Below are 16434 nucleotides of genomic sequence, written 5' to 3'. Positions count from 1 at the left end.
CCGCCGGCACCGGCGGGGCGGGAGCTGTCCGGCCCGGGGCGCCCGCCGCACCGGCGGGGCGACAGCGGACCCGACGATCGGTCGGACCGGGATGAGTAGCAGGGTGACCTCGGGGAAGGAGGACGGCATGGGGACCGATACGCAGCACGAGCGACCCGCAGGCAGCCCGGCGGCGGGCGTGGTGCACAGCCTGCACGAGCGGCAGCAGACCCTGGCCACCGTCGAGTCCCTGACCGGCGGGCTGCTGGCCGCCGCGATCGTGGAGATCGCCGGGGTGAGCGCCGTCTACCGGGGCGGGTTGGTGACCTACGCCACGGAACTCAAGGCGCGGCTGGCCGACGTACCCGAGGAGCTGCTGGCCGAACGCGGGCCGGTCGATCCGGACGTGGCCATCGCCCTGGCCGAGGGGGGCCGGCGGCGCTGCGCCGCCGACTGGGGGCTGGCCACCACCGGGGTGGCCGGTCCCGAGCCGCAGGACGGCAGGCCGGTCGGTCTGGTCTATGTCGCGGTGGCCGGGCCGGGCGGCCCGGTGGTCCGCCGGCTCGACCTCGACGGGGGCCGGGACCACATCCGCGCGGCGGCGGTGATCGAGGCGTTACGCCTGCTCGCGACGCGTATCCACCGGGCCTTCCCGGAGCCGGGGCCGGGTCCGCGCCCCGGGCCGGCGGCGGGGGTGCCGCCGGCCGGCGCGGGCCGGCGGTGACCGGCGTTGTCCAGATCCGACAGGCGGGGTGGGATGTCGCCGGGCCGACCAACGGGTACGGTTGCGGGAAGGCTCCGGCGTACGGCGTCGGCGGCGGCGCGGTCCACCGCGTCCGGCGCGGGCGGCCATCCGCCCGGAGCGTGAAATCCCGTCAGGGGGAGGTGCGATGGTCCTGCTACGCCGGGTGATCGGTGACGCACTTCGGGCGCGCCGCCAGGGTCAGCACCGCACCCTGCGCGAGGTCTCCACCGCCGCCAACGTGAGCCTCGGTTACCTCTCCGAGATCGAGCGCGGCCAGAAGGAACCCTCCAGCGAGCTGCTCGCCGCCATCTGCGACGCGCTCGGCGCCCGCCTGTCCGAGTTGCTGCGCGAGGTGAGCGACACCGTGGCGCTCGCCGAACAGTTGCCGGGCGTGCTCATGCCGGTGCAGGACGAGCCGGCCGCCGCCGGTCCCGCCGCCGGGGTGCGCAAGGCCACCGGTCGGGGCGTGCGCCAGGTGACCACCGACGGTGCGGTCGCCGTCTCGGTCCGCCAGGATTCCCCCCTCAAGGCCACCCTGCGCAGCGCCCGGGTCCGCCCGAGCGACCGCGACGTGGTCTGCGCCGCCTGACCCGCCGTCCGTCCCGTGGCCGGGCTGGCCGACGCCGCGTAGTCTTGATCGCAGGCCGCCGGAGCACTCCCCACGGCACGAACGGCCCTGCTGGCGTCGGGCTGCGACGATGGGGGGCGCGTCGGGCGGCCCGTCCGGCCCCGCTGTGGCCGAGGCGCAGCGACGCTACTGAGGGGATACCGCGGAGATGGCGAACCCGTTCGTCAAGGGCTGGAAGTACCTGATGGCGCTGTTCGGTGCCAAGATCGACGAGCACGCCGATCCGAAGGTGCAGATCCAGCAGGCCATCGAGGACGCGCAGCGTCAGCACCAGGCGTTGGTCCAGCAGGCGGCGGCGGTGATCGGCAACCAGCGGCAGCTGGAGATGAAGCTCTCCCGGCAGATGACCGAGGTCGAGCGGCTCCAGGGCAACGCCCGGCAGGCGCTGGTCCTCGCCGACCAGGCCCGCGCCAAGGGCGACGAGGTCGAGGCCGGCCGCTACGAGCAGTCCGCCCAGGTGCTCGCCACCCAGCTCGTCTCCGCCGAGCAGGCCACCGAGGACCTCAAGACCCTGCACGACCAGGCGCTCGGGGCCGCCGCCCAGGCCCGCCGCGCGGTCGAGAACAATTCGATGATCCTCCAGCAGAAGCTCGCCGAGCGCACCAAGCTGCTCAGCCAGCTCGAACAGGCCAAGATGCAGGAGAGCGTGGCCCGGTCGCTGGAGTCGATGTCGTCGATGACCGCACCGGCCAACACCCCCTCGCTGGACGAGGTGCGGGACCGCATCGAGCGCCGCTACGCCAACGCGATGGGCCGCGCCGAGCTGGCCGGCAACTCCGTCGAGGGGCGGATGCTGGAGATCCAGAAGTCGGCGCTGGACAGCGCCGGGTCGTCCCGGCTGGATCAGATCCGGGCCAGCATGGCCGGCGAACAGCTCGGCAGCCGGCAGGAGCAGCAGTCGGCGCAGCAGCAGGCCCAGCCGGCCGCCCCGACGGCCGACCCGGCCGCCGCCGCCCGGCTGGACGAGATCCGGGCCAGCATGAGCCGCGACCGCGGCGTGGGGGACACCACCGCCGGCTGACCGCCGGCACGAGGAGGTACGGGTGGCCGACGAGCGAACGCGACACTTCCGTCGACTGGGCCGGCTGCGGCGCTCCGCCCGCCGGTGGAGCGTCCTGGCCGGTGGGCTGACCGGCGCGGCGGCGGTGCTGACCCCGTACGCCGGGCTGGGGCTGCCCGACGCGGCCTGGGCCGGCGCCGCGGGCAGCGCCGTTGCGCTGGCCGCCTGGCGCTGGATCGACCTGCGGGCGTTCGCGGCCCGCCCGGTGCCCCCCGCCCTCGATCCGGCCGAGGCCGCCGCCCGTTCCCGGGCCCGGCTGGTCGCCGCCGTCGAACGCCTCCCGGTGGGCCCCGGCGTGCTGGCCGAGGCCCGTCGGTTCCGCTCCCGGTTCGCGCTGCGCGGCACCTCCGCCGCTGATTCGTGGGCCCGGCTGGACCGGGCCGCGCTCACCCTGGCCGGGATCGCGCCCCGGCTGACCGGCCCGGCCGAGCCGGCCGTGCTGGAGGCCGCCGCCGCCGACCGCTCGCTGCGCGACCTGGCCGACCGTACGGCCGGGGTGGAACGCGCCCTGCGGCTCGCCCCGCCCGAGGCCCGGCCCCGGCTCGCCGAGGCCCACCGGGCCCTGCTCGACCAGCTGGTCGCCGGGGTGACCGCCTACGAGGGCCTGGTCGCCGCCGCAGCCGGCTACGTCGCCGAGGACGCCCACCCGGAGGTCGTCGCGGACCCGTCCGCCGCCCGGCTGATGGAGGCCACGGACCTGCTGCACGGTGTCGCCTCCGCCCTGGCCGAGCTGCGTGCCGTGGGCGAACCCCAGCGCACCCCCACCCGCTGAGCGCCCGCGCGGCCGGCCGGTCCGGCCTGCCGCCGGGCTGCCCACGGCCGGACCGGGCCTCAGTCGGGTGTGTGGACCGGCAGCGGGCCGGTCCACGGTGAACTGCCGACCACGTTGAACGCGCGGACCCGGTAGTGGTAGGTGACCCCCCGGGCCAGGCCGGTGTTGGTGAAGCTGCGGCCGGTGACGGTGAAGCTGGCCACCTCCTGTCCGAACGCCGGGTCCACCGCGCGCTGCACCACGAACCCGGCTCCCGGGCCGGTCGGGGCGTCCGCCGCCCAGCTCACCGACACCGTCGCCGTGTCCGGCGCGGGGACGCCCACCGTCGCGGCGACCCTCGTCGGCAGCTCCGGCACCGGTGGGGTGGTCACCGTCGCCACCGTCGACCACGGGGACGCCGCGCCGAGGTAGGTGGTCCGGACCCGGTAGTAGTACGTGGTGTCCGGGGCGACCGCCGGATCGAGGTGGTGGTCGGCCACCGGCACGGCGGTGGTGCCCGGACCGCTGGTGAAGGTCGGGTTGGTGGCCCGCTGTACGTCGAGCCCGGTGGCGAAGGAACGGTTCACCCAGCGCAGCGCCACCCGCAGCGGGGCCGCCGGTGGCACCGTCGCGGCCAGCCCGCCCGGCGCGGGCAGGCGTACCGACGCCGGGCTGCTGTTCGACCAGGCCGAGCAGCCGGCCGCGTTCTCGGCCCGGATGCGGTAGTGGTAGGTCAGGCCGGGGGTGATGCTGGCGTCGGTGTACCGGGTCGCGGTCGCCGCCACGGTGATGGTGGTCAGGCCGGCGGTGAAACCGGCGTCGGTGGCCCGCTGGAGCAGGTGGCCGGTGGCCGCCGGTCGGCTGCCGTTGCCCGTCCAGGCCAACGCGATCGCCGGCAGCGCGGTCGCCGAGCCGGGCACCGGGGTCGCGGTCAGCCCGGTCGGCGCGCGGGGCGACACCCGCAGCACCAGCGGCCGGCTCATCCCCAGGTCCCGCAGCCCCGCCGCGCCGCTTACCCAGCGGAACTCCCAGCCCAGGTTGACCTGTTGGTTGACCACGGTCGCCGGCCGGCCGTCGCAGGGGCTGACCGGGGTGGCGTCGAGGCGTACCCCGGCGGGTCGGGTCGGGTCGAGCAACCGCAGGCTGTCGGCGACCTTGAACGGCAGCGGCGGCACCTCGGGACGCAGCGCCACCACCACGTCCTCGGCCGGGTTGACCCGGACGGTCTGCTTCCAGCCCCGTTCCCCGCCGTCGGGGGCGCGGACCGTGCCGTCCCCGCCGATCCGGTTGACCACCTGCACGTCGCAGCCGTCGAAGCGGACCGGGTGGGTCTGCCGGCCGGTCCCGCTGATCCGCCACACCTGGATGCCGTCGGCCGGGTCGGCCGGCCCGACCGTCGGGTCGGCGGCGACGAGGATCTCGGTCGCCGGGTCGGTCGGGCCGAGCGGCAGGGTCACCGGACCCAGCGGGCCGGCACCCGGATGGGGTACGCCGAGCCGGCCGGCCCACCGCCCGTACTCCGGCTCGAAGACGGTTCCCACGGTCTTGACCTGTACCGGCAGGGTGACCGGCGCGGTGCCGCCCGGCGGGGTGAAGGTGAGCGAGGTGGCCTGTGCCGAGGCGACCGTCGCCCGCCCGGTGGTGGTGCCGAACGCCGGGTCGTACACCGGGTGCGGCACCACCGGCGGTCGCTGGCTGGCGGCGTACGCGGCGGGCAGTCGCTCGGCCAGCCGGTCCAGGTCGTACCGGCGGCCGGGGACGCCGGCCACCCGGAACTGGAGCACGGTACGGGTGTTCGGGCCGTACCCGGGCAGGGTGCCGGGGCCGCCGCCCTCGGCGCGGTGGTCCCCGGCGGCGGTGTGCCGGTCGTAGCGGGGGTCGAAGCCGGGCAGCGGGGCCGGACAGTCGTTGTAGAGCAGCACCGTCGCGCCGGGCGGCATGGTGGAGAAGTCGACGATCACGTCGGCCCGTTCGCCGGGGGCGAGCAGCAGCGCGGCCGAGTCGACGTTGAGCACGGTCGGGTCGCGCCGGTCGTAGCGGTAGCCGACCGGCCGGTTGGGCAGCACCACCGGGGCGGGGAGCAGCCCGCACTCGTTGCCGATCTGGATCATGGATGGGCCGGCGGCGGCCGGATCGGGCACCCCGCCGTCGCGCCCGTCGGTGGGCCAGTCGGTCGGCCGGCCGGGGGCGCGGACCGCGTCCACCATCGGCACCTCACCGGCGTCGGCGTCGGCGAGGCTCCCGTCGGGCCGCCACATCGGCCCGTCGGAGCGGGCCCGGTAGAGCTGCAGGTTGAGCGACCGGTCGGCGCAGCCGTTGACGATCCGGAACCGGTACGCCGTCGGCCGCACCCGTAGGTACGGGTAGGCGACCCCGTTGACCAGCATGGTGTCCCCGTACGCCTCGGGCACGGCGCTGGGGTGCGGCACCCCGGGGGCCTGTGGCGGCTCCTGCGGGGCGGCCACCGGGTCGTGGTGCGGGTTGTCCACCGGGCCGACCCGGGGTCCGTCCCCACCGTCGGTGCCGGGCAGCCACGGGCCGTAGTCCCAGCGGCCGGTGGGGTTGCGCCCGTGCTCCCGGTACGGGTCCTGCCGGGGTTGGTAGACGTGCGGGTGCCACAGGTTGCCCCGGGTGCCCCAGCGGTCCCGGTCCCAGGTGGGGTCCTCGGCGGCGAGCTGGGCGTCGTCGGGGACGAAGGTCCGGTCCTGGATCACCAGCGGGACCTGGTCGGCGGGGAGCACCCCGTCGGCGGTCAACTCCTCCTCGACCGGGTCGGTGAGCAGGTAGAGGGCGAACTGACCGGACAGGACGGTCAGCCGGGACAGGCCGAGGGTGTTGTCGTGCAGGCACATCAGCCGGCCGCTCTGCGCGTTCGGGTAGTAGAGCGTGGTGGCACCCGCCCCGGGCGGCGGCATGTCCGGCACGTGGGTCAGGCCCGGCCCGGTCGGGTACGGGGTGATCTCGCCGGCCGGGGTCACCCACTGCCACGGGTTGCCGGCGCTGATCCACCCGGTGTGCGCGCCGGACAGGTGCGGCACGGCCCGGTTCTGCGGGTAGGGCGCCGGCCCCTCCAGCGGCCCCGCCCCGGCCCCCGGGAGGCTGGTGTCGACAGGCAGGAAGAGGTCCCCGGCCGGGCCGGTGGGGAGCTGGTTGATGAACTTGATCCGGACCGGCCGGCCCCGCCGCGCCATGATCAGCGGTCCGAGGTGGTAGGGCCGCTCGGGCGGGGCGACGGTGTTGTGGCCGTCCGGGTCGGTGCCCAGGTTGAGCTGGCGGTAGCCGCGCAGCCGGGTGGTGGGCAGGTCCCGGTGCAGCCGCTGGGTGTACTCGACCAGCCCGATCTCGTAGTAGTCGCAGCCCGGCCAGCTCACCGTGTCCGGGGTGGCGAACGGCAGGTGTCCGCCCAGTTCGGTGCGGCCCGCCGGGCCGGGCAGCGGCAGCGCGTCGACGAACTTGCGCAGGCCGGTGCCGGTGACCACCCGGCCCTGCGGGTCGCGTACGGGCAGCGGGCTGCCGGCGAAGTTGGGCACCGGGCCGAAGCAGTGCGGCACGGCGGCCGGGTCGAGGGTCGCCGGGGCGGGATCGGGTTCGCCGGTGCGGGCGGCCGGCACGGTCGGCCGGTCGGGCCGGTGGAGGCGGACGACCCGGGTCGTCCAGTGCGGTCGCAGTCTGCGGAACAGGGTCATGGCTCTCCCCGGGCACGGGGACCCGCCGCCCCCCACCCCGGCGTGGTGGGCGGTCGCGTCCGATGGTGACGAACGGTGAGCACTCCACCGCAGCATGCGACGTCGGCGGCCGGATAGGAATTACCCATTCGTCCGTGTCTGCGGGTTGTCCCGTCAGACGGGAGGGGTTCCCGGGTCGGCCGGCGGTGGCGTCGGCTGGCAGGTCGGGCACCAGTAGGTGACCCGGTCGCCCAGGTCCTCCTTGGCGATGGCGGTGCCGCAGCGGCGGCACGGCTGGGCCCGCCGCCCGTAGACGTAGCTGGTCTGGCCCCGGCGCAGCGAACCGGTGGTGCTCTGGGTCCACCGGCCCCGGTTGGCGGCGAGCAGCCGCTGGGCCAGGGCCACCGTGCCGGGCAGGTCGGGCACCGCGCCGACCGGCGTCCACGGGGAGATTCCGCGCAGGAACAGCAGCTCGCACTTGTAGAGGTTGCCCACCCCGGCCAGGTTGCGCTGGTCGAGCAGCGCCTCGCCGATGGTCACCCCGGGTACGGCGGCCAGCCGGCGGACCGCCTCGGCCGGGTCCCAGTCCGCGCCGAGCAGGTCGGGGCCGAGGTGCCCGAGCAGGCGCTCCTCCTCGGCGGTGGGCAGCAGGGCCAGTTCGTGCAGGTGGTAGCCGACCGCCACCGCCTGCGCGCTGCGCAGCACCGCCCGGATCAGGTGGGCCGGCCGGGCCGTCCAGCGTTCCCCCGGGGCGTGCGCCCGCCAGACGCCGTCCATCCGCAGGTGGGAGTGGAGCGTCCAGGCGGTGGTCGACGTCACCGGGGCCGGTGCGGTCAGCCGCAGCAGCAGGTGCTTGCCCCGGCTGGCCGACTCGGTCACCGTCCAGCCGGTCAGGTCGGTGGTGGCCAGTGCGGGCACCCGGAAGTCGCTGCCGGTGAGCCGGGCGCCGGCGAGGGCGCGGTGCAGGACGCGGGCGGTGTTCCAGACGGTGTCTCCCTCGGGCACCCCAGCATTCTCCCTCGTCCGAACAGAATTCGCATGTATCGCTATTTGTAGCGTGCTTCCTGTCGATCTACGAAAAAATGCACTATGAGGGGGTCTTGAGGAGAATATTATGGCCTTTGGCCCTTGTCGTACCCGATCGTCCCTGTTGGTCGGTCTGCTGACCCTGACCCTGGCCGGTGGTCTCGTCCCGACCACCGCCACCGCCGCACCCCGCACCCCCGGCCAGAGCACCGGCCACGCCACCGCCCCGGCCGCACCCACCGCCGGGGAGCACTGGACCGTCGACCTCGCCGTGGCCGGCGGCGACGACGTCAACGTCCGCTTCGGCGCCGGCCTGCTGCGCCTCGCCGACCCGCACCCGACCCGGCGCACCCGGCCCGCCGCCCTGGGCGCGCCGGTCGCCGAGGGGGTGCTGCTCGCCCCCGCGCGCACCCTCACCGGCCCGGCCAACCGGGTCCGCGTCGACCTCACCGCCGAGGCGGCCACCGGCGCCACCGTCGGCGTCCAGGTGCGCGGCTGGCGGGCCACCGGCTGGACCGAGTGGCGGGAGGCCGGCACCGGGCCGGCCGTCTTCGACCACCCGGTCACCCGCGTCCAGGCCCGGGTGCTGCTCACCACCCGCGACCCGCGCGCCGCCGCATCGGTACGCGCGGTGCGGCTCACCGCCGACACCGCCACCACCGCCGCCCCGGCCCCCACCGCCGTACGCAGCTACCGGGTCTTCGCCACCCGGGAGGGCGAGGTCGGCGGGGTCACCGCCAACGGGCACACCATCGGAGCCCGGGACCACTTCGTCGCGCTGCCGTCCCGGCGTGGCCTGTCCCCGATCGGCACCGGCGACTACACCGTGCGGGTCTGCACCACCAGCGGCAGCCGCTGCGAGTACGCACCCGTCTGGGACGTCGGCCCGTGGAACACCCGTGACGACTACTGGAACCCCGCCGCCGTCCGGGAGAACTGGAAGGACCTGCCGCAGGGGCGACCCGAGGCCCAGGCCGCCTACCAGTACGGCTACAACGGCGGCAAGGACCAGTTCGGGCGTACCGTGCTGAACCCTGCCGGCATCGACCTCGCCGACGGCACCTTCTGGGACGGCCTGCTGCTCACCGACAACGCCTGGGTCGACGTGACGTACCTGTGGACGGGCAGCGGACCGCGCGGCGTCATCGGCTCCGGGCCGCTCAACATCCGCACCGGCCCCGGCACCTCGTACCCGGTGCGGGGGCTCGCCGCCACCCACGCCAACGTGCCCATCCAGTGCTACGTCACCGGGCAGACGGTCGCCGGGACCTACCGGACCACCAATCGGTGGAACCGGCTGGCCGGTGGCCAGTACGTCAGCCACGCGTACGTGTCCACGGTGTACGGCGGCACCGTGTCCCGCTGCTGATCCGGTACGCCGCCCCCGCCCCCGACCGGCCGGGTCGGGGGCGGGCGTGGCTCAGGGCCGCTCGTCCGGGCGGGGCGGGCGGACCATGTCCTGGTAGCGGGGGTGGCTGGCGCCGTACACGGCGAAGTTCAGCCGGGCATGGGTGAGGCTCAGGTCACCGTTGGGACCGCCCCGCACCACGTCGGCATCGGCGTCGCCCTGGCCGTCGTCGGTCCAGAAACAGACCGGACAGGTGCCCCCACCCGTCCGGGACGCACAACAGGGACAGCCCACCGGAACCCACACTTCACCCACCGCAGCAGCATTCCATACCGGACGCCCGACAGGGAGCGCAGCTCACCCTCCGGGGCGTCCCCGCACCGTCACCGTCGCACCGGGGGCGACCCCGAGCAGGTCCACCGCCCGACCGCCGTTGCGGGCCACCGCCACCAGGCCGGCGGAGTCGACGAGCACGACCAGGTCCCCGGCCGGCGCGTCCCCGAACGTCGCGCCCCGCACCGCCGGGTGGCCGTCGACCCGGACCGTTCCCGGCAACGCCGCCAGCAGGTCGGCCCCTGCGGCGAGCTGCACGTTGCCGAAGTGGTCCACGGTGAGCACCTCGGCGGTGAACCCGTCGGCCTCCCGACGCAGCACCGGCGCGGGCAGGGTCACCAGGCTGGCCGGATCGACAGGCGGGCCCGCGTCGGCCGGCGGGTCGCCGAGCGCCAGCCGGGCCGCCACCGGGGCGAACACGTCCCGGCCGTGGAAGGTGCCCGACACCTCCGCCGCCACCCACCCCGGCGAGGTCAACTCGACCGCCGCGGTGACCCCGCCCAACGCCTGCGCCGCCGCCGGCAGCAGCCCGTTGTCCGGCCCGACCAGCAGCCCGCCCGGTGTCACCAGCGCCACCCCGCGCCGGGCGGTGCCCACCCCCGGGTCCACCACCGCCACATGCACCCCGTACGGCAGGTACGGCACCGCCTGGGCGAGCACCGCCGCACCGCGCCGGACGTCCCCCGCCGGCACCAGGTGGGTCACGTCGATCACCCGGGCGGCCGGGGCGATCCGGCCGATCACCCCGTGGCAGACGGCGACGAACCCGTCGGTGAGCCCGTAGTCGGTGGTCAGCGAGATCCAGGGGGTCGGGGTCATGCCGGCAGGCTAGTGCGGTGACCGCCCTATCACTGACCGGACACCCCGACCGACCGACCGGCCGGTGCCGGGCGCGCACCCGGTTCGGCAGACTGCCGGGGTGACCAAACGCCTCCGCCTCCTGCCCGTGACCACCACTGTCCTGCTCGCGCTGGCCCTCGCCGGCTGCGGCGACGATCCCGGCGACGAACGGGACGGCGGGGCGTGGGCCGACGGCCGGTCGAAGGCCCCGGCCACCAGCGAGGCGGCTCCGGCCGAGGGCCCACCGAAGGCCGAGAAGTCGGGCAGCACCCCCCGGGAGAGCCCGTCCACCCCGCCGTTCGTGCTGCCGACCAAGAAGACCAGCGCCCCCGCCGCCCGCAAGGTGGTCGACGCGTTCAAGGCCGCCGGCCTCAAGGTGCCCGACCCGCGTGACCGTTCCAAGGACTGCGGCCCCAACGGTACGGGCGTCGGCTGCGCCCAACTGATGGTCACCGACGCCGTCTCGGTGTACGTCTTCCCCGACGAGGCGAGCGCCACCAACCAGACCGACGTGTGGGGGACCAAGGCGTACCGGGCCGGTGCGGTGGTGCTCAACTACCTGGGCACCCGGACCAGCGCCGCCGAGCAGAAGCGCTACAACGACGTCCTGGCGAAGCTCGGCTGACCCCGCCCGGCTCCGGCCGCCGCCGGTCGGGGTGACCCGGCCGGCGGCGCGGGGTGGCCCGCCCGGTCAGCCGCGCAGCCGCAGGCCCCGGGGGGTGGCCCGGAAACCGGCGGCGGTGAGCGCGTCGTGCAGCGGCGAGGAGTGCACCGCCCCGCCGTCGGCGCGCTCCACCGACATCGCCCCCAACGCGCCGGAGTGCACCGCGTCGGCGAGCGCCTTGCCGGCGGCGGCCAGCGCGTCGGCGTCGTCGGTGAAGGAGAGGATCGTCCGGCCGCCCCGCTCGACGTAGAGGGCCAGCCCGCCGCCGACCAGCACCACCACCGCCCCGGCCTTGCGCCCGGCCCGGTGCCCGCTGCCCGGGGCGGCGCCGTCACCGGAGTCGACGGCCCGCTCCGGCCAGGGCAGCGCCGCACCGTACGGGTTGGCCGGGTCGGTGGCGGCGAGCACCGTGGTCGGCCCGTCGCCGCGCCCCCGGTCGGCCGGCTCGGCCAGCGCCCGCAACCGGTCCACCGCCCCGGGCACCGCGAACTGCGCCGCGCCCAGCCCCTCCACGAAGTAGCCGCGCCGGGCCGCGCCCCGTTCCTCCAGCGCGGCGAGCACCGGGTAGACGGCGGCGAACCCGCCCACCACCTGCTCGGCCACCACCGCGCCCCGGGTCACCACCCCGTGCCGGTCGAGCAGCAGGTCGGCCAGGGCGGCGGCCCGCCGGGTCGGGTCGGTGTCCCGCTCCGGCAGCCGCGACCAGCGTCCGGCCACCGTGGGCGGACCGCCCCGGCTGGGCAGCGCCACCCGACCCGGGCGGCGGTACCGGGTCCGGGGGGCCGCCGGACGGGACCGGTGCGCCCCGCCCGCGCCGAGCGCCGCCCGCAGCGGGGCCAGGGTGTCGTTGGTGAGCCGCCCCGCCCAGACCAGATCCCAGATCGCCGCGCTGAGGGCGGCGTCGTCGGTGGAGCCGACCCGGTCGGCGAGCGAACGGAAGAACAGCGCCTGACCGTCGGCGAGCGCGTCCAGCACGGCGTCGTGCAGCGGGGTGCCGGCGAAGCCGTCGTCCGGCGGGGGGAGCAGCAGCGGTGCGACGTCCGCGTACGCCAGGGTGATCCACCCGTCGCCGCCGGAGATCGCCCCCGAGCCGGCCCAGACCACCTCCCCACCGGCACACAGCTCGTCGAGCTGGGCGGGGGAGTAGTCGGCGACCCGGGCGGGCAGCACCAGCCGTTCCCACGCCGACGCCGGTACCGCCGTGCCCTGCAACTGCTCGACGGCGGCGGCCACCGCCTCCACCCCGCGCGCCGACGAGCCGATCTGCTGCCAGCGGGGCAGGAAACCGGCCAGCACCCGGGGCGGCACCGGCTCGATCTCCCGGCGCAACGCGGCGAGCGACCGGCGGCGCAGCAGCCGCAGCACCTCGGCGTCGCACCACTGGGTGCCGACGCTGTCCGGGGCGAACTCGCCGGAGACCACCCGCCCGGTCGCGGCGAGCCGACGCAACGCCTGCTCCACCACGAACACCCCGAGCCCGAACCGGGCGGCGCAGGTGGCGGCGGCGAACGGCCCGTGGGTGCGGGCGTACCGGGCGACCAGGTCGCCGAGCGGGTCGGCCACCGGCGTCAGGTACGCCTCGGCCACCCCCACCGGCAGCGCCACCCCGAGCGCGTCGCGCAGCCGGGCCGCGTCCTCGATGCCCACCCAGCGGTCCGCGCCGGCGATGCGGACCCGCAGCACCCGGCGGGCCGCCGCCAGTTCGGTCAGCCAGCCCTCCGGTACGCCCCGCTCGGCCAGTTCCGCTCCGGTCAGGTCACCGACGACCCGCAGCAGCTCGACCACGTCCTCGGCGTCGCGGGGGCGACGCTGCTCGGTGCGCCAGCGCACCTGCCGTTCGGTCTCGGCGAGCACCGCCGGGTCGAGCAGCTCGCGCAGGTCGACCCGGCCGAGCAGCTCGCCGAGCAGCGCCGAGTCCAGCGCCAGCGCGGCGGCCCGGCGTTCGGCCAGCGGGGCGTCCCCCTCGTAGAGGAACGCGCCGACGTAGCCGAAGAGCAGCGACCTGGCGAACGGCGAGGGGCGTTCGCTCTCGACCTCGACCAGGCGGACCTTCCGGCTGGCCAGGTCGCGCATCAGCTCGGCCAGGGCGGGCTGGTCGAAGACGTCCTGCAGGCACTCCCGGGCGGCCTCCAGGGTGACCGGGAAGTCGGCGTACTCGCGGGCCACGTCGAGAAGCTGGGCGGCGCGTTGGCGTTGCTGCCACAGCGGCTGCCGGCGGCGCGGGTCACGCCGGGGCAGCAGCAGCGACCGGGCGGCGCACTCGCGGAACCGGGCGGCGAACAGCGCGGAGGTGCCCACCGAATCCTCGACCAGCTGGGCGATCTCGTCGGGGGCGAACACCACCACGTCGGCGCCGGGCGGCTCGTCAGCGGTGTCCGGCAGCCGCACCACGATCCCGTCGTCGGAGGGCATGACCTGGGCGTCGACCCCGTAACGTTCGGCCAGCCGGCGGCCGATCGCCAACGCCCAGGGGCCGTTGACCCGGGCGCCGAGCACGCTGTGCACGGCGAGCCGCCAGTCGCCCAGCTCGTCGCGGAACCGCTCCACCAGCACCGTGCGGTCGTCGGGCAGGCAGCGGGTGGCGGCCTGCTGTTCCCGCAGGTAGGCCAGCAGGTTGTCGGCCGCCCAGTCGTCCAGGCCGCCAGCGCGCAGCGCGTCGCGGGCGGTGGTGTCGTCCTGGCGCAGCAACGCCCGGACCCGGCTGCCGATGGCCCGGCCCAGCTCGACCGGCCGGCCCAACTGGTCGCCCTTCCAGAAGGGCATCCGGGCGGCCTGGCCGGGCGCGGGGGAGACCAGCACCCGGTCGGGGGTGATCTCCTCGATCCGCCAGGACGACGAGCCGAGCAGGAAGACGTCGCCGACCCGGGACTCGTAGACCATCTCCTCGTCCAGCTCGCCGACCCGGGCGGCGCGTTCCGCCCCAGCCAGGAAGACCCCGAACAGGCCCCGGTCGGGAATGGTGCCGCCGCTGGTGACGGCGAGGCGCTGGGCTCCCGGCCGGCCGGTGAGCACGTCGGTGGCCCGGTCCCAGAGCAGCCGGGGCCGCAGCTCGGCGAAGGCGGTCGACGGGTAGCGGCCGGAGAGCATGTCGAGCACCGCGTGCAACGCCGAGTCGGGCAGTTCGGCGAAGGGCGCGGCCCGGCGGACCAGCACCGCCAGGTCGCCGAGCGACCAGGGTTCGAGGGCGACCATGGCGACGATCTGCTGGGCGAGCACGTCGAGCGGGTTGCGCGGGTAGTGCAGCTCCTCGATCGCGCCGGCCGTCATCCGCTCGGCGACCACCGTGCAGGAGAGCAGGTCGCCCCGGTGCTTGGGGAAGACCACGCCCCGGGACACCGCGCCCACCTGGTGCCCGGCGCGGCCGACCCGTTGCAGGCCGGCCGCGACGCTCGGTGGGGCCTCGATCTGCACCACCAGGTCGACCGCGCCCATGTCGATGCCCAGCTCAAGGCTGGAGGTGGCGACCACGGCGGGCAGCCGGCCGGATTTGAGCGCCTCCTCGATCTGCTTGCGTTCCTCCCGGGAGACGCTGCCGTGGTGGGCGCGGGCGATCACCGCCTCCGCGCCGGCGGCCGTGCCCGACTGGGCCATTGCGTCGGCCGGTGGGCGGGGTGTCCGTAGCGGTCCCACCGGGCCGCCCCACCGCTGCGCCCCACCGGGCCCGTCTGCTTCGCCCGGCCCGTTGTCCGCCCCGCCCGGCCCGTCGCCCGCCCCGGCGGGCGGGGCGGCTGCGGCGGCTTCCCGTTCCTCGGTGGCCAGCTCGTTGAGCCGGGCGCAGAGCCGCTCGGCGCTGCGCCGCGAGTTGGTGAACACGATGGTCGAGCGGTGCGCCCGGATCAGCGCGAAGACCCGTTCCTCGACGGCCGGCCAGATGGACGCCCGGCGGGGGCCGGGGCCGCCGAGGGCGTCGTCCGGTGGCTGCTCGGTCTCGTCGAGCCGGGTCATGTCCTCCACCGGGACCTGGACGCTGACCTCGATCGTCTTGGGGGTGGCCGGCTGGACCACGTCGACCGGGTGGGCGCCGCCGAGGAAACGGGCGCACGCGTCGATCGGCCGGACGGTGGCGGACAGGCCGATCCGCTGGGCGGGCCGGGCCAGCAGCCCGTCGAGGCGTTCCAGGGAGAGCGCCAGGTGGGCGCCGCGCTTGGTGCCGGCGACGGCGTGCACCTCGTCGAGGATGACCGTCTCGACACCGCGCAGCGATTCCCGGGCGGCGGAGGTGAGCAGCAGGAACAACGATTCGGGAGTGGTGATGAGGATGTCCGGCGGGGTGCGGGCGAAGGCCCGCCGCTCGTCGGCGGGGGTGTCGCCGGTACGCATCCCGACGGCGATGTCAGGCGGTGTCACGCCGAGCCGGGTGGCGGCCTGCCGGATGCCGGCGAGCGGGGCGCGGAGGTTGCGTTCGACGTCGACCGCGAGCGCCTTGAGCGGGCTGACATAGAGCACCCGGCAGCGGTGCCGGGCGTCGTCCGGGGGTGGCGCGTCGGCCAGCCGGTCGAGCGACCAGAGGAACGCCGCGAGGGTCTTGCCCGAGCCGGTGGGCGCGACGACCAGGGCGTTGCGGCCGGCGGCGATCGAGCGCCAGGCGCCGGTCTGGGCGGCGGTGGGAGCGGCGAAGGCGGCGGTGAACCACTCCCGGGTGGCCGGACCGAACCCGGCGGGAACCGCTGTCCCGCCCGTCACGCTGTCCCGCCTGTCACGCCGCCCCGCCCGTCATGCCGCCCTGCCCTGTCGCCCCGTCACACCCCCATCCTGCCCCGGCGGGGTGACATTCCACCGGAACCGCTGTCGTTATGCCCAACTAAGAGAAAATTGCACGCCGATTGTACGTTTTGCGCTTTAAGTCTTACTTAACTGCTTGCTTGTGACCCACAACATAAAGTAACTTCTCCCCGAACGCCGCACCAGGTGAAAGGAATCGGATGTTCGTCGAGGAGCGTGGCCCGACGCCCGGCACCGACGTGCTCATCCGCAAGGTCGAAGGTCACCTCACCGCCCTGCGGACCAGTCTGCGCGGCCCCGAGCTGGCGCTCGCCGAGCGTCTCGCCGACAGCCTGCGGGAGTTGGTCGTCTCCACCGCCCAGTCCAGTGCCGCCGACCGCGGGCAGGTGCGGGTCGCCGTGCACTACTTCGTGCTCCGCCGGGAGAGTCGCGGCGCGATGCTGCCGGTGCGTTCGCTCGCCGTGGCCCAGCGGGTGGTCGACAAGGTCGCCCTCCAGCTCGGCCGCCCCGACCTGCTCGTCGAGCCCCGGCGTGCCCTGACGCCCGCGCTTCCCGGTGGTGACGCAGCCGCCGGTTGACCGGACGATTTCCCCGAAAACGCCCCATAGTGGGCGAAACTGGCGTGTGATCGGTGCTGGCCGGACAACTCGCCCGGCGCGCGCCGCCAGTTCGA

General features: G+C 75.8%; 12 protein-coding genes. 7 read left to right on the top strand and 5 right to left on the bottom strand.

Annotation, left to right across the window (positions count from 1 at the left end; translation table 11 throughout):
- The first annotated feature begins 127 nt into the window (after nt 1-127).
- The 4 genes from ACN265_RS23510 to pspM all read left to right on the top strand — a co-directional run bounded on the left by ACN265_RS23510 (nt 128) and on the right by pspM (nt 3184).
- Complete coding sequence (locus ACN265_RS23510) at nt 128-703, top strand: CinA family protein (RefSeq protein ID WP_421409548.1); 576 nt, start codon at nt 128-130, stop codon at nt 701-703.
- A gap of 166 nt (nt 704-869) precedes the next feature.
- Nucleotides 870-1313 carry a helix-turn-helix domain-containing protein gene (locus ACN265_RS23505; RefSeq protein ID WP_145918449.1) on the top strand — a complete coding sequence of 148 codons (444 nt, stop codon included), beginning with the start codon at nt 870-872 and terminating at the stop codon, nt 1311-1313.
- 187 nt (nt 1314-1500) lie between these two features.
- Nucleotides 1501-2373 (top strand): PspA/IM30 family protein, encoded by an 873-nt coding sequence (locus ACN265_RS23500; protein ID WP_421409547.1) that lies wholly within the window; start codon nt 1501-1503, stop codon nt 2371-2373.
- 22 nt (nt 2374-2395) lie between these two features.
- Nucleotides 2396-3184 carry a phage shock envelope stress response protein PspM gene (pspM, locus tag ACN265_RS23495; protein WP_204923914.1) on the top strand — a complete coding sequence of 263 codons (789 nt, stop codon included), beginning with the start codon at nt 2396-2398 and terminating at the stop codon, nt 3182-3184.
- A gap of 59 nt (nt 3185-3243) precedes the next feature.
- Here the strand turns inward: pspM and ACN265_RS23490 are convergent, their stop codons facing one another.
- Together ACN265_RS23490 and ACN265_RS23485 are read right to left on the bottom strand one after the other, a co-directional pair.
- On the bottom strand, nt 3244-6849 hold the full coding sequence (locus ACN265_RS23490) for a fibronectin type III domain-containing protein (protein WP_421409545.1): 3606 nt from the start codon (nt 6847-6849) through the stop codon (nt 3244-3246).
- Nucleotides 6850-7002: 153 nt separating this feature from the next.
- Nucleotides 7003-7833 (bottom strand): DNA-formamidopyrimidine glycosylase family protein, encoded by an 831-nt coding sequence (locus ACN265_RS23485; RefSeq protein ID WP_421409544.1) that lies wholly within the window; start codon nt 7831-7833, stop codon nt 7003-7005.
- 145 nt (nt 7834-7978) lie between these two features.
- Between ACN265_RS23485 and ACN265_RS23480 the strand changes: the two genes are divergently transcribed.
- Nucleotides 7979-9223 (top strand): hypothetical protein, encoded by a 1245-nt coding sequence (locus ACN265_RS23480; RefSeq protein WP_421409542.1) that lies wholly within the window; start codon nt 7979-7981, stop codon nt 9221-9223.
- 51 nt (nt 9224-9274) lie between these two features.
- Here the strand turns inward: ACN265_RS23480 and ACN265_RS23475 are convergent, their stop codons facing one another.
- Together ACN265_RS23475 and ACN265_RS23470 are read right to left on the bottom strand one after the other, a co-directional pair.
- Nucleotides 9275-9496, bottom strand: coding sequence for a CPCC family cysteine-rich protein (locus tag ACN265_RS23475; protein ID WP_240762684.1), 222 nt, complete (start codon nt 9494-9496; stop codon nt 9275-9277).
- 63 nt (nt 9497-9559) lie between these two features.
- The gene (locus ACN265_RS23470) at nt 9560-10354 is read right to left on the bottom strand and encodes an SAM hydrolase/SAM-dependent halogenase family protein (protein WP_420115664.1); all 795 of its coding nucleotides are present in this window, start codon (nt 10352-10354) and stop codon (nt 9560-9562) included.
- A 100-nt stretch (nt 10355-10454) separates the two neighbouring features.
- On the opposite strand from ACN265_RS23470, the gene ACN265_RS23465 reads away from it, so the two are divergent.
- Entirely contained in the window at nt 10455-11000 is a 546-nt protein-coding gene (locus ACN265_RS23465; protein WP_204923919.1) for a hypothetical protein, read from the top strand.
- Nucleotides 11001-11066: 66 nt separating this feature from the next.
- Here ACN265_RS23465 and ACN265_RS23460 read toward each other — a convergent pair whose 3' ends face one another.
- Complete coding sequence (locus ACN265_RS23460) at nt 11067-15722, bottom strand: Lhr family helicase (protein WP_421409538.1); 4656 nt, start codon at nt 15720-15722, stop codon at nt 11067-11069.
- 239 nt (nt 15723-15961) lie between these two features.
- On the opposite strand from ACN265_RS23460, the gene ACN265_RS23455 reads away from it, so the two are divergent.
- Entirely contained in the window at nt 15962-16339 is a 378-nt protein-coding gene (locus ACN265_RS23455; RefSeq protein WP_204923921.1) for a hypothetical protein, read from the top strand.
- The last annotated feature ends 95 nt before the right edge of the window (nt 16340-16434 follow it).

This window comes from Micromonospora sp. WMMD730 (assembly GCF_049178955.1).
In the GTDB taxonomy this organism is placed as follows: domain Bacteria; phylum Actinomycetota; class Actinomycetes; order Mycobacteriales; family Micromonosporaceae; genus Micromonospora; species Micromonospora wenchangensis.
This window is presented reverse-complemented; position numbering and strand designations above follow the sequence as displayed.

Bases quoted from the DNA above. Each gene is read 5' to 3' on its own strand.
- ACN265_RS23510 (WP_421409548.1), top strand. From the start codon at position 128: ATGGGGACCGATACGCAGCACGAGCGACCCGCAGGCAGCCCGGCGGCG.
- ACN265_RS23490 (WP_421409545.1), bottom strand. From the start codon at position 6,849: ATGACCCTGTTCCGCAGACTGCGACCGCACTGGACGACCCGGGTCGTC.
- ACN265_RS23500 (WP_421409547.1), top strand. From the start codon at position 1,501: ATGGCGAACCCGTTCGTCAAGGGCTGGAAGTACCTGATGGCGCTGTTC.
- ACN265_RS23470 (WP_420115664.1), bottom strand. From the start codon at position 10,354: ATGACCCCGACCCCCTGGATCTCGCTGACCACCGACTACGGGCTCACC.
- ACN265_RS23505 (WP_145918449.1), top strand. From the start codon at position 870: ATGGTCCTGCTACGCCGGGTGATCGGTGACGCACTTCGGGCGCGCCGC.
- ACN265_RS23455 (WP_204923921.1), top strand. From the start codon at position 15,962: ATGTTCGTCGAGGAGCGTGGCCCGACGCCCGGCACCGACGTGCTCATC.